General features: G+C 65.5%; 24 protein-coding genes. 19 read left to right on the top strand and 5 right to left on the bottom strand.

Annotated features, from left to right (window positions below; translation table 11 throughout):
• Nucleotides 1–137: 137 nt before the first annotated feature.
• The 3 genes from BLV20_RS22660 to BLV20_RS22650 all read left to right on the top strand — a co-directional run bounded on the left by BLV20_RS22660 (nt 138) and on the right by BLV20_RS22650 (nt 2,308).
• Nucleotides 138–1,637, top strand: a complete 1,500-nt coding sequence (locus BLV20_RS22660) for a helix-turn-helix transcriptional regulator (protein ID WP_092304682.1) — start codon at nt 138–140, stop codon at nt 1,635–1,637.
• Between the two features lie 135 nt (nt 1,638–1,772).
• Nucleotides 1,773–2,024 carry a CsbD family protein gene (locus BLV20_RS22655; RefSeq protein WP_092304681.1) on the top strand — a complete coding sequence of 84 codons (252 nt, stop codon included), beginning with the start codon at nt 1,773–1,775 and terminating at the stop codon, nt 2,022–2,024.
• 11 nt (nt 2,025–2,035) lie between these two features.
• Nucleotides 2,036–2,308, top strand: a complete 273-nt coding sequence (locus BLV20_RS22650; RefSeq protein WP_092304680.1) for a DUF1652 domain-containing protein — start codon at nt 2,036–2,038, stop codon at nt 2,306–2,308.
• Between the two features lie 123 nt (nt 2,309–2,431).
• On the opposite strand, the gene BLV20_RS22645 is transcribed toward BLV20_RS22650, so the two are convergent.
• Entirely contained in the window at nt 2,432–3,826 is a 1,395-nt protein-coding gene (locus tag BLV20_RS22645) for a sensor histidine kinase (RefSeq protein ID WP_092304679.1), read from the bottom strand.
• A complete protein-coding gene (locus tag BLV20_RS22640; RefSeq protein ID WP_092304678.1) occupies nt 3,804–4,487 on the bottom strand; it encodes a response regulator transcription factor in 684 nt (227 codons plus the stop codon). Before BLV20_RS22640 ends, BLV20_RS22645 begins: the two co-directional genes overlap by 23 nt.
• Before the next feature lie 183 nt (nt 4,488–4,670).
• Between BLV20_RS22640 and BLV20_RS22635 the strand changes: the two genes are divergently transcribed.
• The 5 genes from BLV20_RS22635 (at nt 4,671) to hcnC (ending at nt 8,839) form a co-directional block, all read left to right on the top strand.
• Entirely contained in the window at nt 4,671–5,009 is a 339-nt protein-coding gene (locus BLV20_RS22635) for a YdcA family protein (protein ID WP_092304677.1), read from the top strand.
• A 106-nt stretch (nt 5,010–5,115) separates the two neighbouring features.
• Nucleotides 5,116–5,655: a hypothetical protein gene (locus BLV20_RS22630; protein WP_092304676.1), complete on the top strand. Its 540-nt coding sequence runs from the start codon at nt 5,116–5,118 to the stop codon at nt 5,653–5,655.
• 211 nt (nt 5,656–5,866) lie between these two features.
• A complete protein-coding gene (gene hcnA / locus BLV20_RS22625) occupies nt 5,867–6,184 on the top strand; it encodes a cyanide-forming glycine dehydrogenase subunit HcnA (protein ID WP_092304675.1) in 318 nt (105 codons plus the stop codon).
• Nucleotides 6,181–7,590, top strand: coding sequence for a cyanide-forming glycine dehydrogenase subunit HcnB (hcnB, locus tag BLV20_RS22620; RefSeq protein WP_092304674.1), 1,410 nt, complete (start codon nt 6,181–6,183; stop codon nt 7,588–7,590). Before hcnA ends, hcnB begins: the two co-directional genes overlap by 4 nt.
• Nucleotides 7,583–8,839 carry a cyanide-forming glycine dehydrogenase subunit HcnC gene (gene hcnC, locus BLV20_RS22615; RefSeq protein WP_092304673.1) on the top strand — a complete coding sequence of 419 codons (1,257 nt, stop codon included), beginning with the start codon at nt 7,583–7,585 and terminating at the stop codon, nt 8,837–8,839. Before hcnB ends, hcnC begins: the two co-directional genes overlap by 8 nt.
• A 149-nt stretch (nt 8,840–8,988) precedes the next feature.
• Here hcnC and BLV20_RS22610 read toward each other — a convergent pair whose 3' ends face one another.
• Nucleotides 8,989–9,594, bottom strand: a complete 606-nt coding sequence (locus BLV20_RS22610) for a glutathione S-transferase (RefSeq protein ID WP_092304672.1) — start codon at nt 9,592–9,594, stop codon at nt 8,989–8,991.
• 497 nt (nt 9,595–10,091) lie between these two features.
• On the opposite strand from BLV20_RS22610, the gene BLV20_RS22605 reads away from it, so the two are divergent.
• Nucleotides 10,092–10,958 (top strand): patatin-like phospholipase family protein, encoded by an 867-nt coding sequence (locus BLV20_RS22605; protein WP_092304671.1) that lies wholly within the window; start codon nt 10,092–10,094, stop codon nt 10,956–10,958.
• Nucleotides 10,959–10,961: 3 nt separating this feature from the next.
• Here the strand turns inward: BLV20_RS22605 and BLV20_RS22600 are convergent, their stop codons facing one another.
• Both BLV20_RS22600 and BLV20_RS31115 read right to left on the bottom strand, forming a co-directional pair.
• Nucleotides 10,962–11,882 (bottom strand): MurR/RpiR family transcriptional regulator, encoded by a 921-nt coding sequence (locus BLV20_RS22600; RefSeq protein ID WP_092304670.1) that lies wholly within the window; start codon nt 11,880–11,882, stop codon nt 10,962–10,964.
• A 76-nt stretch (nt 11,883–11,958) separates the two neighbouring features.
• The gene (locus tag BLV20_RS31115; RefSeq protein ID WP_139192731.1) at nt 11,959–12,195 is read right to left on the bottom strand and encodes a hypothetical protein; all 237 of its coding nucleotides are present in this window, start codon (nt 12,193–12,195) and stop codon (nt 11,959–11,961) included.
• Here BLV20_RS31115 and iolC point away from each other — a divergent pair.
• The 10 genes from iolC to BLV20_RS22550 all read left to right on the top strand — a co-directional run bounded on the left by iolC (nt 12,194) and on the right by BLV20_RS22550 (nt 24,760).
• Nucleotides 12,194–14,131 carry a bifunctional 5-dehydro-2-deoxygluconokinase/5-dehydro-2-deoxyphosphogluconate aldolase gene (iolC, locus tag BLV20_RS22595; protein WP_092304669.1) on the top strand — a complete coding sequence of 646 codons (1,938 nt, stop codon included), beginning with the start codon at nt 12,194–12,196 and terminating at the stop codon, nt 14,129–14,131. The genes BLV20_RS31115 and iolC overlap by 2 nt on opposite strands.
• Nucleotides 14,132–14,281: 150 nt before the next feature.
• Nucleotides 14,282–15,175 (top strand): myo-inosose-2 dehydratase, encoded by an 894-nt coding sequence (gene iolE / locus BLV20_RS22590; RefSeq protein WP_092304668.1) that lies wholly within the window; start codon nt 14,282–14,284, stop codon nt 15,173–15,175.
• Nucleotides 15,172–15,981: a 5-deoxy-glucuronate isomerase gene (gene iolB, locus BLV20_RS22585; protein WP_092304667.1), complete on the top strand. Its 810-nt coding sequence runs from the start codon at nt 15,172–15,174 to the stop codon at nt 15,979–15,981. Before iolE ends, iolB begins: the two co-directional genes overlap by 4 nt.
• 30 nt (nt 15,982–16,011) lie before the next feature.
• Nucleotides 16,012–17,511, top strand: coding sequence for a CoA-acylating methylmalonate-semialdehyde dehydrogenase (locus BLV20_RS22580; RefSeq protein ID WP_092304666.1), 1,500 nt, complete (start codon nt 16,012–16,014; stop codon nt 17,509–17,511).
• A gap of 35 nt (nt 17,512–17,546) precedes the next feature.
• Entirely contained in the window at nt 17,547–18,368 is an 822-nt protein-coding gene (locus tag BLV20_RS22575; protein ID WP_092304665.1) for a TIM barrel protein, read from the top strand.
• 730 nt (nt 18,369–19,098) lie between these two features.
• Complete coding sequence (gene iolD / locus BLV20_RS22570) at nt 19,099–21,033, top strand: 3D-(3,5/4)-trihydroxycyclohexane-1,2-dione acylhydrolase (decyclizing) (RefSeq protein ID WP_092304804.1); 1,935 nt, start codon at nt 19,099–19,101, stop codon at nt 21,031–21,033.
• Nucleotides 21,034–21,101: 68 nt separating this feature from the next.
• Entirely contained in the window at nt 21,102–22,112 is a 1,011-nt protein-coding gene (locus BLV20_RS22565; RefSeq protein WP_092304664.1) for a bifunctional inositol 2-dehydrogenase/D-chiro-inositol 1-dehydrogenase, read from the top strand.
• A 269-nt stretch (nt 22,113–22,381) separates the two neighbouring features.
• On the top strand, nt 22,382–23,440 hold the full coding sequence (locus BLV20_RS22560; protein WP_092304663.1) for a Gfo/Idh/MocA family protein: 1,059 nt from the start codon (nt 22,382–22,384) through the stop codon (nt 23,438–23,440).
• Nucleotides 23,441–23,581: 141 nt separating this feature from the next.
• Nucleotides 23,582–23,779 carry a hypothetical protein gene (locus tag BLV20_RS31805; RefSeq protein WP_092304662.1) on the top strand — a complete coding sequence of 66 codons (198 nt, stop codon included), beginning with the start codon at nt 23,582–23,584 and terminating at the stop codon, nt 23,777–23,779.
• A 54-nt stretch (nt 23,780–23,833) separates the two neighbouring features.
• Nucleotides 23,834–24,760: a sugar ABC transporter substrate-binding protein gene (locus tag BLV20_RS22550; protein WP_092304661.1), complete on the top strand. Its 927-nt coding sequence runs from the start codon at nt 23,834–23,836 to the stop codon at nt 24,758–24,760.
• Nucleotides 24,761–24,771 lie beyond the last annotated feature (11 nt).

Below are 24,771 nucleotides of genomic sequence, written 5' to 3'. Positions count from 1 at the left end.
GCCAGCGGCCACGGGGAAACGCCCCGGCGGTAGGGGCGGGTTAGCTCCAGGGCACGATGGCGAAGCGCCGTGGTCGTAGTTTCTGCCCGCCTTTTTTCGACGTCACGCCAGTGGCGCCGGGCCTTTGAGGAGTTGCCATGAGCCAGGATCTACTCGCCACCGAAACCAATCGCCGGCAGCTGCAGCAGATCATTTCCGGACTGTCCGACGGGGTCATCCTGCTCGAGGCGGACCGGCGCATTGTCTGGGCCAACGACGCGGCGCTGGCCATGCACGGGGTCGAGGAGATCGCCGAGCTGGGCGCCGACGACCAGCAATACGCCGAGCGTTTCGCCCTGCGTTATCGCAACAATCACCCACTGGCGCTGGAGAACTACCCGATCAACCGGGTGGCCGCCGGGGAGACTTTCAGCGATGTGGTGGTGGAGGTACGCAGCGGCGAGGGCGAGGAGCAGCGCACCTGGGTGCATCGGGTGCGCAGCATGATCCTCACCGACCGCGCCGGCGAGGTGGAATCCCTGGTGCTGATCCTCAGCGACGCCACCGAATGGGCCAGCGCCGAACAGCGTTTCGAGAAGACCTTCAATTCCAACCCGGCGCCGGCGGTGATCTGCCGCCTCAGCGACCTGCGCTACATCAAGGTCAACCAGGGCTTTTTGGAAATGACCGGCTATGCCCGCGACCAGGTGATCGGCCGCTCGGTGTACGAGGTGGATGTGCTGGAAGGCGCCGAGCGCAAGGACCTGGCCATCGAACGCCTGAACCAGGGCGCGACCATCCCGCAGATGCAGGCCGAGCTGCGCCTGCCCGAAGGCGGCAGCAAGCTGGTGATAGTCGCTGGCCAGCCGCTGGATATCAACGATGAAGACTGCATGCTGTTTTCCTTCATGGATCTGGAGCCGCGGCGCAAGGCCGAGACGGCCCTGCGCCAGAGCGAAGAGCGCTTCGCCAAGGCCTTCCGCCTGACGCCGGTGCCGACCCTGGTCTGCGGCGCCGACAGCCAGCAGATCGTCGACGTCAACGAGGCCTTTCTCGACAGCACCGGTTACGCCGCCGAAGAGCTGCTGGGCAAGACCGTGGAAGAGGTCGGCTTCGTTGCCAGCCCGCAGGCCTGTGCCAGCCTGTTCGCCGCCCTGGAGAAAAGCGCCGATGTGCGCAGCGTCGACCTGCGGGTGCTGAAGAAGGGCGGTGAACTGCTCGATTGCGTGGTCTCGGCCGACACCGTGGACATCCAGGACAAGCCCAGCTACCTGCTGGTGCTGATGGATATCACCGAGCGCAAGCGTTCCGAGCTGGAGCTGGTATCGGCGATCGAAGAAGTGATGCGCGATGCTTCGTGGTTCAGCCAGACCCTGATCGAAAAGCTGGCCAATGTGCGCAGCGCCAACCAGGCCGAGCAACCCAGCGCATCCTTTACCGACCTGACCGCCCGCGAGCGCGATGTGCTGGGGCTGATCTGCGAGGGCCTGGCCGACAAGGAGATCGCCGCGCGCCTGCAATTGGCGTCCAGCACGGTGCGCAACCACGTGGCCACGGTGTATTCCAAGCTGGCGGTGCACAGCCGCGCCGAGGCCATTGTCTGGGCGCGCGAGCGCGGGCTGTTCAGTGGCGACCGCCGCAACAAGGCGCAGCGCTGACAAGTACAAATGCACCAGTGCCACCAGTACAAATGGCGCTTTTGCGGTGTCATGGGGTTTCTTAGGCTGGGTGATGTGCGGTGCCGTGGCTGACACGGGCCGTTCACCGAACATCATCAGCTGAAGGAATGCACGATGCGTAGCGAACAGATCACGGGTGCGGTGGGCACGGCGGCCGGCAAGGCCCAGGGCGTGGTGGGCGAGCTGCTCGACGATGAGCAGATGCGCCTGCAAGGCGCCGCCCGCCAGGCCGCCGGGCAATTGCAGGAAACCTACGGCGAGGCGCTGGACCGCGTCGCCAGCTTTGTCCGGGACAAACCCTTGGCCAGCGTCGCCATCCTCGCCGGGGTCGGCTTGCTGGCCGGCCTGTTGTGGCGTCGCCGTTGAAGGAGGCCTGGGTGATTTCCCTGGCGCAGTTGCGCCGCTACATCGAACAGGGCTTCGCGCCCCTGGCCTGTGCCTTCAGCACTGGCTCCGATTCCACCCTGACCCTGCGGATCTACGAGCCGCAAAGCGGCCGGGTCGACCTGGTGGTCACCGGCATCAACCTGCGCGCGCTGGAGACCGACGCCGACGTGCAGGCGATGATCGAGGAGCTGCGCTACGAACTGCGCAGCAATTCCATCAGCCTGCTGCATCTATCCTGCCCCCCACCGACCTGCTCTTCGTAGGAGCGAGGCTTGCCCGCGAAAAATGGCCAACGATAACGCGCGGGACCTGACGCCGCGCGTTGCCGTGAGGTTTTTTCGCGGGCAAGCCTCGCTCCTACGGGGAGTGGCGTGGGTAGCTGCGCTTCAGCTCTTGGCGATCAGGCTCGGCCGGCAATCGAGGCTCAGGCGGGCGCCGCCGCGGTCGCTGGTGCCGACGTCGAGCTTGAAGCCGTGCAGGCTGACGATGGCGGCGACGATCGACAGGCCGAGGCCGAAGCCGCCGTGGGAGTTGCTGTCGTCGACCCGGTAGAAGCGCTGGAACACCGCCTTGCGTTCGGCCTCGGGAATGCCCGGGCCGGAGTCGAGCACCTCCAGGCGCGTACAGCCGCCATCCTCGACCCCGCGCAGAATCACTTCGCCGCCCGGCGGGGTGAACTTGATCGAGTTGCTCAACAGGTTGGCCAGGGCCTCGAACAGCAGGGCGCGGTCGCCGGTCAGGCTTGGCAGCGCGCCGGGCACGTCCAGGGCCAGGCTCAACTGGCCTTCCTCGGCCAGCGGCAGGTAAAAGTCATACAGCTCTTGCAGCAATGGCAATGGGTCGAGTTCGACGAACCCCGAACGGCGCCGGCGATCCTCGATTTCGGAAATCCGCAGCAAGCCACGAAAACGCGCCATCAGCCGGTCGGCCTCGGCCAGCACCTGGTCCAGCTGCAAGGCTTCGGGGGTGCCCTCGGGCGCCTGTTGCTGCATGCGGTACAGCTGCGCGCGCAGGCGGGTCAGCGGGGTGCGCAGGTCATGGGCGATGTTGTCGCACACGCCCTTGACCTCGTTCATCAGCCGTTCGATGCGGTCGAGCATGGCGTTGACGATGGCGGCCAGCATGTCCAGTTCGTCGCGGCGGTTGGAGAGTGGCAGGCGATGGGTCATGTCGCCGGCGACTATCGCCTCGGCGCTGGCCTGCAGGGCGCGGATCCGCCGCAGCGGCCGGCGCCGGAGCAGGTGCCAGCCGGCGACGCCGGGAATGATGGTCAGCGACACGCCCCACAGCAGCGCGTGGAGAATGATCCGCGTCACCGCGAACAGCGAGCCGTTGTCGCGCACCAGGATCAGCCAGCGGCCGTCGCGGGTGTAGGTGGCCACCGCATCGCAACTGTCGCGGGGCAGGCTGGGGTCGTCGGAGTCGATGCAGCTCTTGAGCTCGTGGATGCGCCCGTCCAGCGGCAGGTCCTCGGGGATCTCGCGGATCTGCCCGCTGAGGTAGCGGCGCTGCTCGTCGAACAGGCCGAAGGCGTCGATGGCGCGCCTGTCGAAGGTCATGCTGGTGGTCAGCGCTTCCTCCAGCTGTTCGCCCTGGAAGCGCGCGAACAGGTGCTGGCGCTGCATCAGCGAGTGCTTGGCCAGGCTTTCCAGATAGCTGGACACCTCGTAGTACATGACGCCCATGAGGATGCAGCTCCAGGCCACGAACAGCGCACTGTAGAGCGCCAGCAGGCGGCTGCTGGACGAGCGCCAGCCCTTAGAGGGGTTCAGCAATGACATAACCCGAGCCTCGCACGGTGCGGATCAGCGGGGTCATGCCGGGCGGGTCGATCTTCTTGCGCAGGCGGCCGATATGCACGTCGATCAGGTTGGTGCCCGGGTCGAAGTGATAACCCCAGACCTCCTCGAAAATCATCATCCGCGAGAGGATCTGGCCGGTGTTGCGCATCAAGAACTCCAGCAGTTTGTATTCGGTCGGCAAAAGGCTCAGCAACTGGTCGGCGCGGGTTGCCTCGCGGCTGATCAGGTTCAGCTCCAGGTCGGCGACCCGCAGGCTGGTTTCCCGTTCCTGCACCGTGCTCTTGCGCCGCAGCAGCACCTCGACCCGGGCCGCCATTTCATCGGAGGCAAAGGGTTTGGTCAGGTAGTCGTCGCCGCCGGCGCGCAGGCCGCGCACGCGCTCGTCGACGTCGGACAGGGCGCTGATCATCAGGATCGGCGTCGACACGCCGATGGTGCGCAGGGTGGTGACGATCGCCAGGCCGTCCAGCTCGGGCAGCATGCGGTCGAGGGTGATCAGGTCGTAGTCGCCGCTGACGGCGCGCACCAGGCCTTCGCGACCGTTGTCGACCCAATCCACGTCCAGCCCGTGGCTGCTCAGTTCGGCCACGATTTCGCGGGCTGTTACGGCATCGTCTTCGATGGTCAGAATGCGGCTCATAAGGGCTTACCTGCTTGGGATTGCATGACACAGGCCGGCATTTTGCCAAGAAATCGCCGCCAGCTTTCTAAAAAATCTTTCATCTTCATGCCAGTACGCTGGCCCACGGAGGGTAGCAGGCGCGCCGGCTCGGGCTATCGTTGATATCATCCGGCTACTATTGGCTGGCAAGGAGGCTGCGCAATGTACCTACCTCATTCCATTGATTGGAAAGCCCTGGGCACCTGCCTGTTGCTGCTCGTGGCGATGCCGGCGTTCGCCGCCAACCAGCCGTGCTCGGGCAAGAAAGGCGGGATCGCCGGCTGCGACGGCGAGTTATTCCTGTGCAACGACGGCTCCATCAGCGCCTCCAGGCAAAACTGCGCCGCGCGCTTCGGCGCTTCGGGCCAGGCTGCTCGCCCGCAGACCTTGTTGAACGGCCCGGATGGCTGCTCCTGTGGCAGTGGCAGCTTCTGCACCGGCCCGCGGGGCGGTGTCTATTGCCTGACCCCGAGTGGCAACAAGAGCTACAAGCGTAAATAAAAGACAAGTGCGCGACAGTCCGGCGCTACCGATTGGACAGCGCCGGACAGCTCTACTAGCGTTGCCGGCACGGCGCCGCCGGGGGCCGGTATCGGGGGCAGGACGGATGGATAAGAAGCAAGCCAGGCGCCAAGTCATCGCCAGCCTGGAAGCGGGGCGGTCCAAGGGCGAGACCTTTGCCGCGTTTGCCGGCAGCGGGATCAAGGAGCGCTTGCTGGCGTTCTGGATTGCCGCCTATTGCGACCCGCGGCTGTATGCCCGGCATCGGCGCAAGGTCCAGGTGCTGCTGGCAGTGATGTTGTTGCAGGCGGCCGTCGGCGCGGTAGCCGGGTTCTTCCTCGGCTCGGCCATCGGCCCGAAGGCGGCCTGGGTATTCACGCTGTTGGGCGGCGTGGTGCCGCTGCTGTTCGCCTGGGGCTTTCATAAGCCGTCGGTGAACGCCTACAGCCTCTATGGGATTCTGACCCTGTCGCAGTTCCCGCGCTTGTTCGAAGGCTATGCCGAGGACCCGCTGGGCACCCTGGTCGGCGCGGCCATAACCCTGGGCGTGGTGTTTTTCGCGCTGTACGTGCGCCGCCTGATCTTTCCGGATTTCGCCTTTATCGGGCCGCGCAAGGTCAAGGGCCGCTACGTGTTTTCCAGTTAGGGCAGGACGCGCCAAACACGTTGCGCGGCCTGCCGCTTTGCTTGGCCCAGATCAATATTCTTGTTCGACAAAGCTACTAGATTGGCGCGGTGTTCAGCCCCGAGGAGCTGGCGCCGCGCAACCGCTGGAGCGGGCCGATGGCCGGGTCCATGGCGATGCACAGCAGGACGCTGGCATTCCTCTTCACCCCTTTTCAAGGACGAATTACCCGATGCGCCACACTGAGCGAACCTTCGATATCCAGCCGCTGCAACAGGCGGACATGACCATCAGCCTCAATGGCCAGCCGGTGACGGCGGCGATTGGCGAAACCGTACTCAGCGTCATCCAGTCCGTGGGGCTGCGCCAGGTCGCGCGCAACGATCACGGCCAGCTGGCCGGTGCCTATTGCGGCATGGGTGTGTGCCATTGCTGCCTGGTGCAGATCGACGGCCGGCACAAGCGCCGGGCCTGCCAGACCCAGGTGCGGCCGGGCATGCAGGTGCAGACCGAGGTCAACCGCATCGCTGTCGCGCAGGAGGTGCTATGAGCCTCAATCCATTGATCGTCGGCGGTGGCCCCGCCGGCATGGCCGCGGCCATCGAACTGGCCGAGCACGGGGTGCGCAGTACCCTGGTCGACGAGGCCTCGCGCCTGGGCGGCGTGGTCTATCGCGGGCCGCTGCGCGACGGCGTGCAGCTGGATTACCTGGGGCCGCGCTATTGCGAAGCCCTGGCGACATTGCACGGGGCCTTTTCCGACTGCGAGCAGATGATCGACGTGCGCCTCAACCACCGGGTGGTGGGCGCCGAGGGCAATAACAGCCTGATCCTGCTGGACGCCGACGAGCAGTTGCAGGAAGTGGCGTATCCGCAGTTGCTGCTGGCCGCCGGTTGCCACGAGCGCAGCGTGCCGTTTCCCGGCTGGACCTTGCCCGGGGTGATGCTGCTGGGCGGTTTGCAATTGCAGATCAAGAGCGGCGTGGTCAAGCCGCGCGGGCCGGTGGTGATCGCCGGCACCGGGCCGCTGTTGCCGCTGGTGGCCTGCCAGCTGCACGCCAGCGGCGTGAGCGTGGCGGCGGTCTACGAGGCCTGCGCCTTTGGCCGCATCGCCAAGGAAAGCCTGGCGCTGCTGAACAAGCCGCAGCTGTTCCTCGACGGCCTGAGCATGCTGGCCTACCTCAAGCTGCACCGCATTCCCGTGCATTACGGCTGGGGCGTGGTCGAGGCCCAGGGCAGCGACGGGCTGGAGAGCGTCAGCGTGGCGCCGTACTCGGCCCGTTGGGAACCGGACCTGAGCCGCCAGCAGCGCGTCGCCGCGCAGACCCTGGCGGTGGGCTACGGCTTTATTCCGCGCACCCAGCTCAGCCAGCAAATGGGCCTCAACCATGGTTTCAGCCACGACGGCTACCTGCGGGCCACGGCCAACATCTGGCAGCAAAGCAGCGAGCCGCATATTCACTTGGCGGGCGACATGGGCGGGATTCGCGGCGGCGAGGCGGCGATGCTCACCGGGCGCATCGCCGCGCTGTCGATCCTGGTGCAGCGCGACGTGCTGAGCAACGAAGCGGCCCTGGCGCGGCGCCAGAAGTACCTGAACAAACTGGGCTCCATCACGCGTTTTCGCGCCGCGGTGGACCGCTACACCGAACGCGGTACCGGGCAGATCGAATTGCCGGCCGCCGATACCCTGATCTGCCGTTGCGAGCACGCGACCCGTGGCGACATCGATCGCGCCCTGGAGCAGGGCGTGCAGGACATGGCCAGCCTGAAGATGCGCACCCGGGTGAGCATGGGCGACTGCCAGGGCCGCATGTGCGTGGGCTATTGCAGCGACCGCCTGCGCCAGGCCACCGGACGCCAGGACGTGGGCTGGCTGCGGCCGCGCTTCCCACTGGACCCGATTCCCTTTTCCGCTTTCCCTCAACCGAGCAAGGATGCTTTGAATCATGAGTAAGTTCTACGACGTGGTCATCGCCGGTGGCGGTGTGATCGGCGCTTCCTGCGCGTACCAGCTGTCCAAGCGCAAGAACCTGCGGGTGGCCTTGATCGACGCCAAGCGCCCGGGCAATGCCACCCGCGCCTCGGCGGGCGGCCTGTGGGCCATCGGCGAATCGGTGGGGCTGGGCTGCGGGGTGATCTTCTTTCGCATGATGTCGGCCCGCAACAAGCGCCAGGCCACGGGCTCGGCGGTGCTGGTGGACTCCAGCACGCCGCATATCCTGCCGCAGTCGTTCTTCGACTTCGCCCTGCAATCCAACGGCCTGTACCCGCAGCTGCACCAGGAACTGCGCGAGCGCCACGGCATGGACTTCAAGTTCGAGCGCACCGGGCTCAAGTTCGTGATCTACGACGAGGAAGACCGGCTTTACGCCGAGCACATCGTGGCGTGCATTCCGCATCTGGCGCACCAGGTGCGCTGGCTCGACCAGGCGGCGCTGCGCGAGGCGGAACCGAATGTCAGCCATGACGCCCAGGGGGCGCTGGAATTCCTTTGCGACCACCAGGTCAACCCGTTCCGCCTGGCCGATGCCTACACCGAAGGCGCGCGGCAGAACGGCGTGGACATGTACTTCAACACCAACGTCACCGGCGTGCTGCACCAGGGCAGCCGGATCAGCGGGGTGCAGACGGCGGAGGCGGGGCTGTTCCATTGCGACACCCTGATCAACGCCGCCGGCGCCTGGGCCGCCGAGCTGAGCCTGCAAGCCACTGGCGCGAGCATTCCGGTGAAGCCGGTCAAGGGCCAGATCCTGCTTACCGAACGCATGCCCAAGCTGCTCAACGGCTGCCTGACCACCAGCGACTGCTACATGGCGCAGAAGGACAACGGCGAGATCCTGATCGGCAGCACCACCGAGGACAAGGGCTTCGACATCAGCACCACCTACCGCGAAATCCAGGGCCTGGTGCAGGGCGCGGTGCGCTGCGTGCCGCAGCTCGAACAGGTCAACCTCAAGCGCTGCTGGGCCGGCTTGCGCCCGGGCTCGCCGGATGAGCTGCCGATCCTCGGGCCGATGTGCGGGGTAGAGGGTTACCTCAATGCCTGCGGACACTTCCGTACCGGCATCCTGACCTCGGCGATCACCGGCGTGCTGCTGGACCGGTTGGTGAATGAGGAGGCGTTGCCGCTGGACATCACGCCGTTCCTCGCCGAGCGTTTCGGCCTGGAGGCGGTGGCGCCGTTGCAGGTGGCGCTGGCCTGAGCCTGGCGCGGTGCTTCAGAAGCACCGCGTTGCTTTTACGCTCCATCGCGGGCAAGTCGGATCGCCGCCCGCTCGCTCCTACAGAAGATATGCGTGTAGGAGCGGGGCTTGCCCGCGATGGAGGTTAACGATGACGCGGTTTTGTGGCTTCAAAGCATCGGCGTACTGACAAACAGCTCCAACCCTTCGGCGTACTCCGCAAACGCCTTGACCCTTGGAAACCGCGCGGCATCCAGGTGCTCGGCCACCAGCAGTTGGGTAAAGCTCCAGGCCACGGCCAGGCTGATGCCGGCCTGATCGATATCGCCATCGGTGGCCAGCGGGCGTTTTTCCAGTTCCTTTTCCAGCTCGCCATAGGCCGCCGCCAATTGCCCGCGAACCCGCTCCAGCCACGGCTCGTGCTGTTTTTCCGCGGGGCGCAGCTGGTACTCGTAGTAGATCTGCACCGACTTCTCGCACGCCGCCAGCGCCAGGCCGATCAGCCGCAGGTCATGGGCGCGCACCTGGGGCGCCGCCGGCAACAGGCTGCGGCCGGCCACGGCTTCCAGGTAATCGATGATCAGGCTCGAATCCATCAGCACCGTGCCGTCGTCGCAGACCAGGGTCGGCGCCTTGACCACCGGGTTGATCCGCTGGAACTGCTCGAAGGTGCGAAACACCGACAACGCCTCATGCTCGAACGGGATATCCAGGCGCTTGAGGGTAATGGCGACGCGGCGAACATAGGGCGAATCGAGCATACCGATCAGTTTCATTGAGCATTTCCTTGTGCGGAACAACGAGACAGGGGGAGGGCCGCGGCTAATTTAGCGGCAAATGTTCGGGGTTGGCTATCGGGGGCTTGGTTATTGCTGTCGATAACGATTGGAAACCCGCAGCCGGGTGTTGCGCTGCGGGTTTGAGCGTGCAAAGCGATATCGGCTGAGTTCTATCGTTGCGATGTGACAGGCTCGATAAAACGCCGTGCATCTCACTGCGCTTGTTTATTTCTCACTCCAGGCGATTGCCTTATTGAACGCCTCATAGGTTTCCGACTCGATAAACTCCGCAGTCGGAACGATCTTGAGTGATTTGAGCAGGTCCATTGTGCTGTGGAGCATCCGTTACCCAGCGTAGGTGAGCGACGTACCCGCTGCCGGTCTTTCGGATGAACAGCGGGCCAGGGCGAGGGAGCCGCCAGACGGCTTCGTAGCGGAGTGCGGCAGCGCTATTGTTTAGGGAGCAATGGCTGAACATCGGCAGGAGAAGCGCTATGCATCCCACCCGAACCGCCCTTGTCCTTGCCGGTGGTGGCAGCCTCGGGGCTGTCCAGGTGGGGATGCTGCGGGCGCTGCTCGAAAAGCACGTGGTGTTCGACCTGGTGGTCGGCGCGTCGGTCGGTGCCCTCAACGGCGCCTACTTTGCCGCCAGGCCCAATGCTCGCGGTGTCGCCGAACTGGCCGATTTCTGGCGCGGCTTGCGCAAGGCCGACGTGTTTCCGTTTTCCTTGATTGACGCGCTGTCTTCCTTGCTCAGGCGTCGCGGCTGCCTGTTGCCCTCGTCGGCGCTGGCGAGCCTGGTGCGCCGGGCGCTGCCGGTGACCCGCATCGAAGACACCGAACTGCCCCTGCATATCGTCACCACCAACCTGCTCACGGGCGCCGAGGAGCTGTTGTCCAGCGGCAGCGTCGAGCAGGCCCTGCTGGCCAGTGCCGCGATTCCGCTGGTGTTTCCATGGGTGCAGATCGGCGACAAGCTGCTAGTCGACGGTGGCGTCGCCAGTAACACCCCGATCGCCGCGGCGGTGTCACTGGGCGCGACCCGGGTCATCGTGGTGCCGACGGGATTCGGTTGCGCCTGCCCACGACCGCCGAGCGGGTTGATCGCCCTGGCCTTGCATACCCTGAACCTGATGAGCATGCGCCAGCTGGTGCGGGACATTGAGCTCCATTCGCCACAGGCGGCGATCCATGTGGTCGCGCCGTTGTGTCCGCTGGGTATTTCAGTGTTCGACTTCAGCCAGACCGAGCAACTGCTGCAACGGGCCCACCAGCAGACCCTGGCCTGGGTCGAGGAGGGCGGCCTGCTGCGTACCGGTGTGCCGGGGGCGTTGCGGGCGCATACGCACTCGGTGGGGTGAGGGTCAGTCCTCGAACCCCGCCTGTTCATGAATCTCGTCGACCTTCAGTTCCAGGCGGTAGGCCACGGCGATGAACAGCGCCTGGCACAGGCACAGCGTGGCGCTCAGGGAGCGGAAGGCGAAGGAGCTGCCTTCGTTGACCAGCAGCACGGTGTTGGCGCGCTTGGCCAGGGGCGACAGGTTGCTGTCGGTGATGATCAGCGTCTTGGCCTGGTGGTGCTGGGCGATGCGCAGGCAGTGCTGGGTTTCCTTGGCGTAGGGGGTAAAGCTGATGGCGATCACCAGGTCGTTGGGGCGGATGCTGCGCATCTGCTCGCGGTAGCTGCCGCCCAGGCCCGACACCAGGTGAATGCGCTTGTTGGTGTGCTGCAGGTTGTACACCAGGTAATCGGCCACGGCGAAGGAGCGGCGCACCCCGACCACGTAGATGTTGTCGGCATTGACCACCAGGTCCACGGCTTTTTCGAAGGCGCTGTCATCCAGCTCCAGGCCCAGGCGCTCGATGCCCGACAGGGTGGCGTTGATGCACTCGCGCGCCAGGTCGCCGCCGCTGGCCTTCTGCGACTTGTTGGCGATCATGCTGCGGATGCGCTGCTGGTAGTTCTGTACCGGGGTGGTCTTGTGGGTGTAAGCCTCGCGAAACAGCGCCTGCATTTCGCTGAAGCCGCTGAAGCCGAAGCGCTGGGAGAAACGCACGATGGCCGAAGGGTGCACTTCGCATTCGCGGGCGATGTCGCTGATGCGGTCGACCATGATCCGGTCGCTCTGCTGGCTCATGTAACTGGCGATGCGCTTGAGCTGGCGCGGCAGGCTTTCGTATTCCTGGGTGATCAGCTGCAGCAGGCGCTCGGCATTGATCGGGGGGCTGGCGAGGTCGCTGTCTGGCGTGCTCTCGGTCGTAGCCGGCTGATCGGTTCGGGACATAGGGAATCCTTCTGGCTTGTGCTTATGGAGGCGGCGGGGGCAGCCGTCTCCTGACAATAGGTTGGCTGTGCGCAGTCTACAGGGTCGGCGCGGGGAAAATCTTGAGGCGCGCGGCCACGGGGCGCTTGCTGAAACGATGCAGGCTGCCTGGGTCGGCCTTGAAAAAGTTTATTGGAAAAAATATTCCACGTAAAAATTTTATAGAAAAAATATTGATTGGTGCCGGTGAACGTTTTAGTCTGCATCCACCAAGAGCGTTCGGCGCCTCCCTCGGTGCCACGCGCAGGCTGATAAAAATAACAGGAGCCAGCATGGGCCAGACTCGTTTTGCCAGTGGGCGTCAATTGGATCTGATTTGCCTCGGACGCCTGGGCGTCGACCTCTATGCGCAGCAGGTCGGGGCACGGCTGGAAGATGTCGTAAGCTTCGCCAAATACCTCGGCGGCTCATCCGCCAACATCGCCTTTGGCACCGCGCGCCTGGGCTTGCGCTCGGCGATGCTGAGCCGGGTCGGCGACGATCACATGGGGCGTTTTCTGCTGGAGTCCCTGGCCCGCGAAGGCTGCGACGTCAGCGCAATCAAGGTCGACCCGCAGCGCCTGACCGCCATGGTCCTGCTCGGGCTCAAGGACCGCGAGACCTTCCCCCTGGTGTTCTACCGCGAGAACTGCGCCGACATGGCCCTGCGCGCCGAAGACATCGGCGAAGCCTTTATCGCCTCCAGCAAGGCCTTGCTGATCACCGGCACGCATTTCTCCACCGACGGCGTGTACCAGGCCAGCCTCCGGGCCCTGGAATACGCCGAACGGCACAATGTCCGGCGCGTGCTCGACATCGACTACCGCCCGGTGCTCTGGGGCCTGACGGGCAAGGCCGACGGCGAGACCCGTTTTGTCGCCGACCAGAATGTCAGCGCTCATGTGCAGAAGATCCTGCCGCGCTTCGACCTGATCGTCGGCACCGAAGAAGAATTCCTCATCGCCGGGGGCGGCGACGACCTGCTCGACGCCTTGCGCACCGTGCGCTCGCTGACCGCCGCGACCCTGGTGGTGAAGCTCGGCCCGCAGGGCTGCACGGTGATCCACGGGGCGATTCCCGCACGCCTGGAAGACGGCGCCCTCTACCCGGGGGTGCAGGTCGAGGTGCTCAACGTGCTGGGGGCCGGCGATGCCTTTATGTCCGGCTTCCTCAGCGGCTGGCTGGAGGATGCCAGCGACGAGCGCTGCTGCCAGCTGGCCAATGCCTGCGGCGGGCTGGTGGTGTCGCGCCATGCCTGCGCGCCGGCGATGCCGACCCGCGCCGAGCTGGATTACCTGTTCAACAGCCCGGTGCCCATCACCCGGCCGGACCAGGACAGCACCCTGCAGCGCCTGCATCAGGTCAGCGTGCCGCGCAAGGCCTGGAAGCAGCTGTTCATCTTCGCCTTCGACCATCGCGGGCAATTGGTGGAACTGGCGCAGAAGGGCGGGCGCGAGCTCAGGGCTATTGGCCAGCTCAAGCAGCTGTTTATCCAGGCCGTGGAGCGGGTCGAGGCCGACTTGCGCGCGCAGGGCGTCGAAGCCGATGTCGGCCTGCTGGCGGACCAGCGTTTCGGCCAGGATTCGCTGAACGCCGCCACCGGCCGTGGCTGGTGGGTGGCGCGGCCGGTGGAAGTCCAGGGCTCGCGGCCGCTGGCTTTCGAACACGGGCGCTCGATCGGCAGCAACCTGATCGCCTGGCCCCAGGAGCAGATCATCAAGTGCCTGGTGCAATACCACCCGGACGACGAGCCGTTGCTGCGCCTGGAGCAGGAGGCGCAGATCAAGGGCCTGTACCAGGCGTCCCAGGTCAGCGGCCATGAGCTGCTGCTGGAAATCATTCCGCCCAAGGACCATCCCTCGACTCACCCGGACGTGCTCTACCGCGCCCTCAAGCGCCTGTACAACCTGGGCATTTTCCCGGCCTGGTGGAAGATCGAGGCGCAGAGCGCCGAGCAGTGGAAGCGGCTCGACGAGCTGATCGAGGAGCGCGACCCCTATTGCCGTGGCGTGGTGCTGCTGGGCCTCAACGCCCCGGCGGCGACCTTGGCCGAGGGTTTCCGCCAGGCCGGCAACAGCCGCACCTGCCGCGGGTTCGCCGTGGGCCGCACGATTTTCCATGAGCCGAGCCGGGCCTGGCTGGCCAGCGAGATCGACGACGAAACCCTGATCCGCCGGGTGCAAGCCACCTTCGTCGAGCTGATCGACGCCTGGCGCGCGGCCCGCGGCTGATCCACGTCTGATCCACATCTGTAGGAGCGAGGCTTGCCCGCGATGAACGATGACGCGGTGTATCCGAGAGACCGCGTTGGCAGATTTCGCGGGCAAGCCTCGCTCCTACAGAAACAACGGCTTATTTAGAAAACAATAAAAGGTGCAGCCATGCCCGCAATCCGAATTGGCATCAACCCGATTTCCTGGAGCAACGACGACCTGCCGTCCCTCGGCGGCGAGACGCCTTTAAGCACCGCGCTGAGCGAAGGCAAGGAAATCGGCTACGAAGGTTTCGAGCTCAACGGCAAGTTCCCCAAGGACGCCAAGGGTGTCGGCGATGTGCTGCGCCCGTATGACCTGGCGCTGGTCTCGGGCTGGTATTCCAGCCGCCTGGCTCGGCGTTCGGTGGCCGAGGAGATCGACGCCATCGCCAGCCACGTCCAGCTGCTGGCGCAGAACGGTGCCACGGTGCTGGTCTACGGCGAGGTCGCCGACTCGATCCAGGGCCAGCGCATTCCCTTGGTGGAGCGTCCGCGTTTTCACAGCCAGCAGGCCTGGCAGGAGTACGCCGACAAGCTCACCGAGCTTGCGCGTTTCACCCTGTCCCAGGGCGTGCGCCTGGCGTACCACCACCATATGGGCGCCTACGTCGAGTCGCCGGCGGACATCGACCAGTTGATGAGCCTGACCGGCAGCGAAGTCGGCCTGCTGTTCGATTCGGGCCACTGCTACATGGGCGGCGGCGAACCGCTGCAAGTGCTGCGCAAGCACATTGCCCGCATCTGCCACGTGCACTTCAAGGACGTGCGCAAGCCGGTGGTGCAGCTGGCGCGCAACAACCTGTGGAGTTTCCCCGACTGCATCATCAACGGCACCTTCACCGTGCCCGGCGATGGCGACATCGATTTCGCCGCGCTGCTGGACGAGCTGCTGGCCGCCGATTACCTGGGCTGGCTGGTGGTGGAGGCCGAGCAGGACCCGGCGGTGGCGCCGAGTTATGTCTACGCGAAGAAGGGCTACGACACCCTGCGCGCGCTGCTTGATGAGAGGACTGGGCAATGAGCCTGCTGGTAAAAAGCACGGCCAAGGGCCGGACCATGGTGCAGTTGGCCGAGGGCCGATTGCAGTACGTCGGTTTTGCCGCCTACCGCCTGAGCCTCGGCGAACGCCTGCCGGTCAGCGCCGGCGACCGGGAGCTGTGCCTGGTGCTGCTCAGCGGGCGCATCGGCATCCAGGGCGAGGCGCCGGGGCAGGGCGCGTTCAACTGGGACAACCTCGGCGACCGGCAATCGGTGTTCGAGGACAAGTCGCCCTTCGCCGTCTACCTGCCGCCCGGCAGCCAGGCCCAGGTCACGGCGCTGAGCGATGTGCAGCTCGCCGTCTGCGCCGCGCCCGGCTCTACGGCCCAGGATCATGGACCCCGGCTGATCCGCCCCGAAAGCATGAAACGCAGCGTGCGCGGCAAGGGCGCCAATACCCGGTATGTCTGCGACATCCTGCCGGACAGCGAGCCGGCCCATTCGCTGCTGGTGGTGGAGGTGCGCACGCCGTCCGGGCATTCCTCCAGCTACCCGCCGCACAAGCACGACACCGACGACCTGCCACACCAGAGCTTTCTCGAAGAGACCTATTACCACCAGGTCAACCCGCCCCAGGGCTTCGTGTTCCAGCGGGTCTACACCGACGACCGCAGCATCGACCAGGCCATGGCGGTGGAGCACGGCGACCTGGTGGTGGTGCCCAAGGGTTACCACCCGGTCAGCGTGCCCTACGGCTACGAGTCGTATTACCTGAACGTCATGGCCGGGCCGAAACGCGTCTGGCAGTTCCATAACGATCCGCAGCACAGCTGGCTGCTGGATCTGTGATGTGCACCCCTCGAACGGAGAACCAGAACAATGAATGACGCCCCGGTAATCGGCCATTACATCGACGGCCAGGTACAGGCCAGCGGCGAGCGCTTCGCCAATGTGTTCAACCCGGCCACCGGCCGCGTGCAGGCCCAGGTCGCCCTGGCCAGCCAGAAGACCGTGGACCAGGCCGTCGCTTCGGCCATGCGAGCCTTCCCGGCCTGGTCCGAGCAGTCGGCGCTGCGCCGTTCGCGGGTGATGTTCAAGTTCAAGGAGCTGCTGGACCGGCACCATGACGAGCTGGCGCAGATCATCACCCGCGAGCACGGCAAGGTGCTGTCCGACGCCCGCGGCGAAGTGACCCGCGGCATCGAGATCGTCGAGTTCGCCTGCGGCGCGCCGAGCCTGTTGAAAACCGATTTCAGCGACAACATCGGCGGCGGCATCGACAACTGGAACCTGCGCCAGCCCCTGGGTGTGTGCGCCGGGGTCACGCCGTTCAATTTCCCGGTGATGGTGCCGTTGTGGATGATCCCGCTGGCCCTGGTCACGGGTAATTGCTTCATCCTCAAGCCGTCCGAGCGCGACCCGTCCGCCAGCCTGCTGATGGCGCGCCTGTTGACCGAGGCCGGGCTGCCCGATGGCGTGTTCAACGTGGTGCAGGGCGACAAGGCGGCGGTGGACGGGCTGTTGCAACACCCGGACATCGAAGCGATTTCCTTTGTCGGCTCGACGCCGATCGCCGAGTACATCCACCGCCAGGCCACGTCCCGCGGCAAGCGTGTGCAGGCCCTGGGCGGGGCGAAGAACCATATGATCGTGATGCCCGACGCCGACCTGGACCAGGCCGCCGACGCGCTGATCGGCGCGGCCTACGGTTCGGCCGGCGAGCGCTGCATGGCGATCTCGATTGCCGTGGCGGTGGGCGATGTCGGCGACCGGCTGATCGAGAAACTGCGGCCGCGCATCGACCAGCTGAAGATCGGCAACGGCATGCAAGGCGACAGCGACATGGGGCCGCTGGTGACCGCCGAGCACAAGGCCAAGGTCGAAGGTTTCATCGACCAGGGCGTGGCCCAGGGCGCGCAACTGCTGGTGGACGGCCGCGGCTTCAAGGTGCCCGGCGCCGAGAGCGGCTTTTTTGTCGGCGCCACGCTGTTCGACGGAGTGACGACCGAGATGAGCATTTACCAGGAAGAAATTTTCGGCCCGGTGCTGGGCATCGTCCGGGTGCCGGACTTCGCCAGTGCGGTGGCGCTGATCAACGCCCATGAATTCGGCAACGGCGTGTCTTGTTTTACCAGCGACGGCGGCGTGGCCCGGGCCTTTGCCCGCAGCATCAAGGTCGGCATGGTCGGCATCAACGTGCCGATCCCGGTGCCCATGGCCTGGCATTCCTTCGGCGGCTGGAAGCGTTCGCTGTTCGGCGACCACCACGCCTACGGCGAGGAAGGCCTGCGTTTCTACAGCCGCTACAAGAGCGTGATGCAGCGCTGGCCGGACAGCATTGCCAAGGGCCCCGAGTTCAGCATGCCAACCGCCAAGTAAAGCCCTTCAACCCGTTGCCCTGGAGAACAAGAATAATGAGCCAGCCGCTGCGTTTCGCCCTGAATCGTATGGTTGCCCCGCGTTTGAGCCTGCCGGCGTTCATCGAGCTGGCGGTGACCCTGAAGGCCGATGCCATCGAGATCCGCAATGACCTGGCCGGCGTGGAAATCGAAGACGGCACGCCGCCGCAACGGGTGCGCCAGTGGTGCGCGGCCAGCGGCATCCAGGTGCTGTCGATCAATGCGCTGTATCCCTTCGACGTCTGGAACGACGAGCGTCGCGCCCAGGCCTTGAAGCTGGCCGCCTATGCCCGCGACTGCGGTGCCCGGGGCCTGGTGATGTGCCCGCTGAACGAGCGTGCCGACGCCCGTAGCGAGGCCGAGCGCAGCGCTGGCCTGCGCACCGCGCTGACGCAGTTGGCGCCGATCCTGCGTGAGCACGGCATTCTCGGTTTTATCGAGCCCCTGGGCTTCGCCGAATGTTCCCTGCGGCGCAAGCGCACCGCGGTGGACGCGATCCGCGCCATCGGCGGGCTGGATGTGTTCCGCCTGGTGCACGACACCTTTCACCATCACCTGGCTGGCGAGCAGGAGTTTTTCCCCGAGCTGACCGGGCTGGTGCATATCTCCGGGGTCGAGGACCGCGAGGCGCCGCTGGCGAGCATCCGCGATGGCCACCGGGTGCTGGTGGGCGAGGGCGACATCCTCGGCAACGCGGCGCAGATCGAGACGCTGCTCGAGCGCGGCTACAGCGGCCACCTGTCGTTCGAGCCGTTCGCCGACAGCGTGCATGGCCTGGCGGATATCGAGCGGGCGATTGGTGCGAGCATCGACCACCTCAAGCACGCCCTGGCCTGACACCGTTTCCCGTAGCCGCTGCCGCAGGCTGCGATCGCGACCGAAGGGCGCGCAAGGGCTCGGGATCGCCGAAGGCCTTCGGCCTTATCGCAGCCTGCGGCAGCGGCTACAAAAGCAGGAAGAGCGGCAGCGGTTGCATGAGCAGAAAGGGAAGCGGCGGTTACAAGAGCAGAAAGGGCGGTAGAGCAGTAAACAAGCAGCAGGGCGGTGGCCTCAAGCACACCCTGGCCTGACACCGCTACCTGTAGCCGCTGCCGCAGGCTGCGATCGCGACCGAAGGGCGCGCAAGGCCTTGGGATCGCCGAAGGCCTTCGGCCTTATCGCAGCCTGCGGCAGCGGCTACAAAAGCAGGAAGGCCAGCAGCGGTTGCAAGAGCAAAAAGGGCCGCGGCGGTTACAAGAGCAGAAAGGGCGGCAGAGCAGTAAATAAGCAGCAGGGCGATGGCCTCGCACGCCCTGGCCTGACACCGCTTCCTGTAGCCGCTGCCGAAGGCTGCGATCGCGACCGAAGGGCGCGCAAGGGCTCGGGATCGCCGAAGACCTTCGGCCTTATCGCAGCCTGCGGCAGCGGCTACAAAAGCAGAAAGGCCAGCAGCGGTTGCAAGAGCAAAAAGGGCCGCGGCGGTTACAAGAGCAGGAAGGGAAACAGCGGTTACAAGAGCAGGCAGGGCAATAGACGCAGCAAGGGCGGTAAGCGCATCAACCTTCACCGTATTGATCAAGGTGCAAGCATGACTACGACACGACTGACCATGGCCCAGGCCCTGGTGAAATTCCTCGATAACCAGTACATCGAGGTCGATGGGGTGCAGAGCAAGTTCGTCGCCGGGGTTTTCACTATCTTCGGCCATGGCAACGTGCTCGGCCTGGGCCAGGCCCTGGAGCAGGACAGCGGCGAGCTGCTGGTGCATCAGGGCCGCAACGAGCAGGGCATGGCCCACGCCGCCATCGGCTTCGCCAAGCAGCACCTGCGGCGCAAGATCTACGCCTGCACCTCGTCGGTAGGGCCGGGCGCGGCGAACATGCTGACCGCCGCGGCGACCGCCACCGCCAACCGCATCCCCCTGTTGCTGCTGCCCGGCGATGTCTACGCCAGCCGCCAGCCCGACCCGGTGCTGCAACAGATCGAGCAGTTCCACGACCTGAGCATCAGCACCAACGATGCCTTCAAGGCGGTGAGCAAATACTGGGACCGCATCAACCGCCCCGAGCAGTTGATGACCGCGGCGATCCACGCCATGCGCGTGCTCACCGACCCGGCGGAAACCGGCGCGGTGACCCTGGCCTTGCCCCAGGATGTGCAGGCCGAGGCCTACGATTACCCGGATTACTTCTTGCAAAAACGCGTGCACCGCCTCGAGCGCCGGCCGGCCACCGCGGCCATGCTCGACGACGCCGTGGCGGCCTTTGCCGGCAAGCGCAAGCCACTGATCATCTGCGGTGGCGGGGTCAAATACTCCGGGGCCAACGAGGCGCTGCTGGCGTTCGCCGAAGGCTTTGGCATTCCCTTCGCCGAAACCCAGGCCGGCAAGAGCGCGGTGGTCTCCAGCCACCCGCTGAACGTCGGCGGCATCGGCGAGACCGGTTGCCTGGCGGCCAACCTGCTGGCGAAAGAGGCGGACCTGATTATCGGCATCGGCACCCGTTACAGCGATTTCACCACCGCCTCGAAGTCGCTGTTTCGCGCCGATGCGCAGTTTCTCAACCTCAATATCAGCCCCTGCGATGCCCTGAAGCTCGACGGCGTGCAGCTGCTGGCGGATGCCCGGGAGGGCCTTGGCGAGTTGGCCAAGGCCCTGGCGCGCAGCGATTACCAGGCGGATTGGGGCGCGCAGATTGGCCAGGCGCGGGCGCAACTGGAGGCTGAGGTGGACCGGGTCTACCAGGTCGAATACCACGCCGACGGTTTTGTCCCGGAAATCGACGACCACCTGGACCCGGCGGTGCTGCGCGAATTCATCGAGCTGACCGGTTCCTGCCTGACCCAGAGCCAAGTGCTCGGGGTGCTCAACCAGACCCTGGCCGACGACGCGGTGATCGTCGCCGCCGCCGGCAGCCTGCCCGGCGACCTGCAGCGCAGCTGGCGCAGCAAGGGCGTCAACACCTACCACGTGGAATACGGCTATTCCTGCATGGGCTACGAGGTCAACGCGGCGCTGGGGGTCAAGCTCGCCGAGCCCGGGCGCGAGGTCTATGCGCTGGTGGGCGACGGTTCCTACCTGATGCTGCATTCGGAGCTGGCCACCTCGATCCAGGAGCGGCGCAAGATCAACGTGGTGCTGCTGGACAACATGGCCTTCGGCTGCATCAACAACCTGCAGATGGGGCACGGCATGGACAGCTTCGGCACCGAGTTCCGTTTCCGCAATCCCCAGACCGGCAAGCTCGACGGCGGCCTGGTGCCGGTGGACTTCGCCATGAGCGCGGCGGCCTATGGCTGCAAGACCTACAAGGTGACCACGGTCGAGGAGTTGCGGGCGGCCCTGGAAGACGCGCGGCGCCAGAGCGTGTCGACGCTGATCGATATCAAGGTCTTGCCCAAGACCATGATCCACAACTACCTGTCCTGGTGGCGGGTCGGGGTGGCGCAGGTGTCCACCAGCGCCCGCACCGACGCGGTGGCCAGGCAACTCAATGAACGCCTGGCCAAGGCCCGGCAGTACTGACCGCACATGGCTCGAACGACAACGGGCTGGAACAACCTATTGCTCGAACAAAAAACAGGAGCGCATTCATGTCTTTGAAACTGGGCGTCATCGGGACCGGGGCCATCGGCCAGGACCATATCCGTCGTTGCAGCCAGACCCTGCTGGGCAGCCAGGTGGTGGCGGTCACCGACATCAATCTTGCGCAGGCGGCGAAGGTGGTGGCCGAACTGAAGATCGCCGCCGAGGTGTATCCCGACGGCCATGCGCTGATCAAGGCGCCGGAAGTCGAGGCGGTGCTGGTCACCTCCTGGGGGCCGAGCCATGAAGAGTTCGTCCTGGCGGCCATTGCCGCCGGCAAGCCGGTGTTCTGCGAGAAACCGCTGGCGGTGACCGCCGCCGGCTGCCGCAAGATCGTCGAGGCCGAGATGGCCCACGGCAAGCGCCTGGTGCAGGTGGGGTTCATGCGCCCCTACGACTCCGGCTACCGCGCGCTGAAGGCGGTGATCGACAGCGGGCAGATCGGCGAGCCACTGATGCTGCACTGCGCCCACCGCAACCCGCGGGTCGGCGAGAACTACAAGACCGACATGGCCATCACCGACACCTTGATCCACGAGCTGGACGTGTTGCGCTGGCTGCTGGCCGACGACTATGTGTCGGTGCAGGTGGTGTTCCCGCGCAAGTCGAGCAAGGCCCTGGCCCATCTGAGGGACCCGCAGGTGGTGCTGCTGGAAACCGCCCGTGGCACGCGCATCGACGTCGAGGTGTTCGTCAACTGTCAGTACGGCTACGACATCCAGTGCGAAGTGGTGGGCGAGACCGGCATTGCCCGGTTGCCGGAGCCGTCCCAGGTGCAGCTGCGCAGCGAGGCCAAGCTGTCCAACGCGATCCTGATGGACTGGAAGGACCGCTTTATCGCCGCCTATGACGTCGAGCTGCAGGCCTTTATCGACGGCGTGCGGGCCGGGCAGGTCGGTGGCCCTTCGGCCTGGGACGGTTACGCCGCGGCGGTGGCCGCCGATGCCTGCATCGAGGCGCAGAACAGCGGGCAGATCGTCAAGCTCGCGCAGCCGCCGCGCCCGGCGTTTTACGGCTGATTCTGTAGGAGCGGCCGGTCGACGCTCGATTGCTCGCGATGGAGGTCAACGATGACGCGGTCTGTCTGGAATAACGCGGCGTATCCGAGCCCATCGCGAGCAAGCTTCGCTCCTACAGATTGCACAGAACCCTGTAGCCGCTGCCGAAGGCTGCGATCGCGACCGAAGGGCGCGCAAGGCCTCAAGATCGTTGAAGGCCTTCGGCCTTATCGCAGCCTTCGGCAGCGGCTACAGGGCTACATCGAGTTCTATATAAGGAGGGCTTTGCGATGCGCATTGGATTGGTGGGTTACGGCCACGGCGGCCGGCATTTTCACGCGCCGCTGATCGCCAGCTTGCCCGGCGCGACCTTTGTCGGCGTGGTCACCCTGTCGGCCGAGCGCCGGCAACTGCTGGCGGCGGAGCATCCCGGGGTGCGGGCGTTCGACAGCGTCGAGCAACTGGTGGCGGCCGGGATCGACGGGCTGGTGATTTCCACCCCGCTGGAGGGCCGCGCGGCGCTGGTGCTGGAAGCCATCGAGCGCGGTGTCCCGGTGGTCAGCGACAAACCCTTCGCCAGCGACCTGGAGCAGGCCAAGGCGTTGATCGAAGCCGCCGAGGCGCGCCGGGTGCCGTTGAGCGTGTACATGAACCGGCGCTGGGATTCGGATTTCCTCACCCTGCGCAAGCTGATCGCCAGCGGCGCCCTGGGCAGCGTCAATCGCTTCGAGTCGCGGGTCGAGCGGTTCGTCCCGCAGGCGGTGGGCAACACCAGCGGCGGCGGCTTCCTGCGTGACCTGGGCAGCCACCTGGTGGACCAGGCCTTGCAGCTGTTCGGCCCGGTGACCCGGGTCTACGCCGAATTGCAGTACGCCCCCCAGGCGCCGACTTGCGACTACGGGTTTTTCCTGGCCCTGAGCCATGCCGGCGGCGTGGTTTCCCATTTGTCCGGCAGTTGCCTGCAGAACTGCCCGGGGCCGCGGTTCCGGGTCAGCGGTTCGGCCGGCTGCTACACGGTCGAGGGCCTGGACGGCCAGGAGCAGGCATTGGTCGCCGGCCTGTCGCCGCAGACCGAGGGCGAGCGCTGGGGCGTCGAGGAGCATCGGCGCTGGGGCTGGTTCGAGCAGGGCGAGATCCGCGAGCGGGTGGCCTCCGAGCGCGGCGACTGGTTGCAGTTCTATAAACAGTGGCAAGCGGCGCTGCAAGGGCAGGGGCCGCTGCCGGTGGCGCCGGCCGAGGCCCTGGCCACGACCCGCGTGCTGGACGCCGCGCGCCTGAGCTGGCGCCAGCGGCAGGTGGTGGAAATGGCGGATTTCCGGCTGCAGAATGAATTTGGAATAAAATTCTAAAATGAGTTGATATAGAAATTATTTTCTAATAAAGTCATTTCCAGGTTGCCGACTAGCAGGGTTTCGCCAGCGTCACAGGCCGATTCACATCCGCCTTGAACCGAGTGAAACCCGCCAACAAAAACAAAACAGGTACCGTCGATGAAAACCTTCAGTTCCGTTCTGCACCTGCTTCGTCGCGCACCGTCGCGCCGCCATCCACTGTCCAGTCGGACACCCCGTCAAACACTCCGGCTTGCCCCTGTCTTCCAGTCCCTGGTCCGCCTGCTTTGCGTCGAACGCAAGGGCGCGCTGGTGTGCTGCATGCCCGGCGCGCCGATCGTGCGTCTGCCTCACTGAGTGGTTTCTGCGCCTTATCCATAAAACTTACAAGAATGTGGAGAAAGACCTTTCATGAAGACCAAGACCCGTTTTGCCACGCTCGCCCTGTCCCTGCTGCTGGGCAGCGGCACGGCGTTCGCCGACCTGAAGATCGGCGTGAGCATGTCGCAGTTCGACGACACCTGGCTGACCTACCTGCGCGAATCCATGGACCAGAAGGCCAAGTCGCTGCCGGACGGCGTCACGCTGCAATTCGAGGATGCCCGGGCCGACGTGGTCAAGCAGCTGAGCCAGGTGGAAAGCTTTATCAGCCAGAAGGTCGACGCCATCGTGGTCAACCCGGTGGACACCGCGGCAACCCGCAAGATCACCGAGGCCGCGGTCAAGGCCGGGATCCCGCTGGTGTACGTCAACCGCCGCCCGGACGACCTGAACCTGCCCAAGGGCGTGGTCACCGTGGCTTCCAACGACCTGGAAGCCGGGCAGATGCAGATGCAATACCTGGCCGACAAGATGGGCGGCAAGGGTGAGATCGTGATTTTGCTGGGCGACCTGGCGAACAACTCCACCACCAACCGCACCAAGGGCGTCAAGGAAGTGCTGGCCAAGTACCCGGGGATCAAGGTCGAACAGGAGCAGACCGGGATCTGGCTGCGCGACAAGGCCATGACCCTGGTCAACGACTGGCTGACCCAGGGCCGGCAGTTCGATGCGGTAGTCTCCAACAACGATGAAATGGCCATCGGCGCGGCCATGGCGTTGAAACAGGCCGGGGTCGACAAGGGCAGCGTGCTGATCGCCGGCGTCGACGGCACGCCCGATGGCCTGCGCGCGGTGCAGAAGGGCGACCTGGCGGTCTCGGTGTTCCAGGATGCCAAGGGCCAGGCCGACGGCTCGATCGACACCGCGGTGAAGATGGCCAAGCACGAGCCGGTGGAGCAGGCGGTGTGGGTGCCTTACCGCCTGATCACCCCGGAAAACGTCGCCCAGTTCAAATAAGCCCGTCCGTT

The sequence above is a fragment of the Pseudomonas sp. NFIX28 genome (genome assembly GCF_900107395.1).
Taxonomy (GTDB): domain Bacteria; phylum Pseudomonadota; class Gammaproteobacteria; order Pseudomonadales; family Pseudomonadaceae; genus Aquipseudomonas.
This window is presented reverse-complemented; position numbering and strand designations above follow the sequence as displayed.

What these genes read in the sequence shown, in the direction of transcription:
- BLV20_RS22560 (WP_092304663.1), top strand. Translation starts at nt 22,382, where the DNA reads ATGCGCATTGGATTGGTGGGTTACGGCCACGGCGGCCGGCATTTTCAC.
- iolC (WP_092304669.1), top strand. Translation starts at nt 12,194, where the DNA reads ATGGGCCAGACTCGTTTTGCCAGTGGGCGTCAATTGGATCTGATTTGC.
- iolD (WP_092304804.1), top strand. Translation starts at nt 19,099, where the DNA reads ATGACTACGACACGACTGACCATGGCCCAGGCCCTGGTGAAATTCCTC.
- iolB (WP_092304667.1), top strand. Translation starts at nt 15,172, where the DNA reads ATGAGCCTGCTGGTAAAAAGCACGGCCAAGGGCCGGACCATGGTGCAG.
- hcnB (WP_092304674.1), top strand. Translation starts at nt 6,181, where the DNA reads ATGAGCCTCAATCCATTGATCGTCGGCGGTGGCCCCGCCGGCATGGCC.
- BLV20_RS22635 (WP_092304677.1), top strand. Translation starts at nt 4,671, where the DNA reads ATGTACCTACCTCATTCCATTGATTGGAAAGCCCTGGGCACCTGCCTG.
- BLV20_RS22645 (WP_092304679.1), bottom strand. Translation starts at nt 3,826, where the DNA reads ATGTCATTGCTGAACCCCTCTAAGGGCTGGCGCTCGTCCAGCAGCCGC.
- BLV20_RS22565 (WP_092304664.1), top strand. Translation starts at nt 21,102, where the DNA reads ATGTCTTTGAAACTGGGCGTCATCGGGACCGGGGCCATCGGCCAGGAC.
- iolE (WP_092304668.1), top strand. Translation starts at nt 14,282, where the DNA reads ATGCCCGCAATCCGAATTGGCATCAACCCGATTTCCTGGAGCAACGAC.
- hcnC (WP_092304673.1), top strand. Translation starts at nt 7,583, where the DNA reads ATGAGTAAGTTCTACGACGTGGTCATCGCCGGTGGCGGTGTGATCGGC.
- BLV20_RS22660 (WP_092304682.1), top strand. Translation starts at nt 138, where the DNA reads ATGAGCCAGGATCTACTCGCCACCGAAACCAATCGCCGGCAGCTGCAG.
- BLV20_RS22630 (WP_092304676.1), top strand. Translation starts at nt 5,116, where the DNA reads ATGGATAAGAAGCAAGCCAGGCGCCAAGTCATCGCCAGCCTGGAAGCG.
- hcnA (WP_092304675.1), top strand. Translation starts at nt 5,867, where the DNA reads ATGCGCCACACTGAGCGAACCTTCGATATCCAGCCGCTGCAACAGGCG.
- BLV20_RS22575 (WP_092304665.1), top strand. Translation starts at nt 17,547, where the DNA reads ATGAGCCAGCCGCTGCGTTTCGCCCTGAATCGTATGGTTGCCCCGCGT.
- BLV20_RS22610 (WP_092304672.1), bottom strand. Translation starts at nt 9,594, where the DNA reads ATGAAACTGATCGGTATGCTCGATTCGCCCTATGTTCGCCGCGTCGCC.
- BLV20_RS22580 (WP_092304666.1), top strand. Translation starts at nt 16,012, where the DNA reads ATGAATGACGCCCCGGTAATCGGCCATTACATCGACGGCCAGGTACAG.
- BLV20_RS31115 (WP_139192731.1), bottom strand. Translation starts at nt 12,195, where the DNA reads ATGCTGGCTCCTGTTATTTTTATCAGCCTGCGCGTGGCACCGAGGGAG.
- BLV20_RS22550 (WP_092304661.1), top strand. Translation starts at nt 23,834, where the DNA reads ATGAAGACCAAGACCCGTTTTGCCACGCTCGCCCTGTCCCTGCTGCTG.
- BLV20_RS22600 (WP_092304670.1), bottom strand. Translation starts at nt 11,882, where the DNA reads ATGTCCCGAACCGATCAGCCGGCTACGACCGAGAGCACGCCAGACAGC.
- BLV20_RS22640 (WP_092304678.1), bottom strand. Translation starts at nt 4,487, where the DNA reads ATGAGCCGCATTCTGACCATCGAAGACGATGCCGTAACAGCCCGCGAA.
- BLV20_RS31805 (WP_092304662.1), top strand. Translation starts at nt 23,582, where the DNA reads ATGAAAACCTTCAGTTCCGTTCTGCACCTGCTTCGTCGCGCACCGTCG.
- BLV20_RS22605 (WP_092304671.1), top strand. Translation starts at nt 10,092, where the DNA reads ATGCATCCCACCCGAACCGCCCTTGTCCTTGCCGGTGGTGGCAGCCTC.
- BLV20_RS22655 (WP_092304681.1), top strand. Translation starts at nt 1,773, where the DNA reads ATGCGTAGCGAACAGATCACGGGTGCGGTGGGCACGGCGGCCGGCAAG.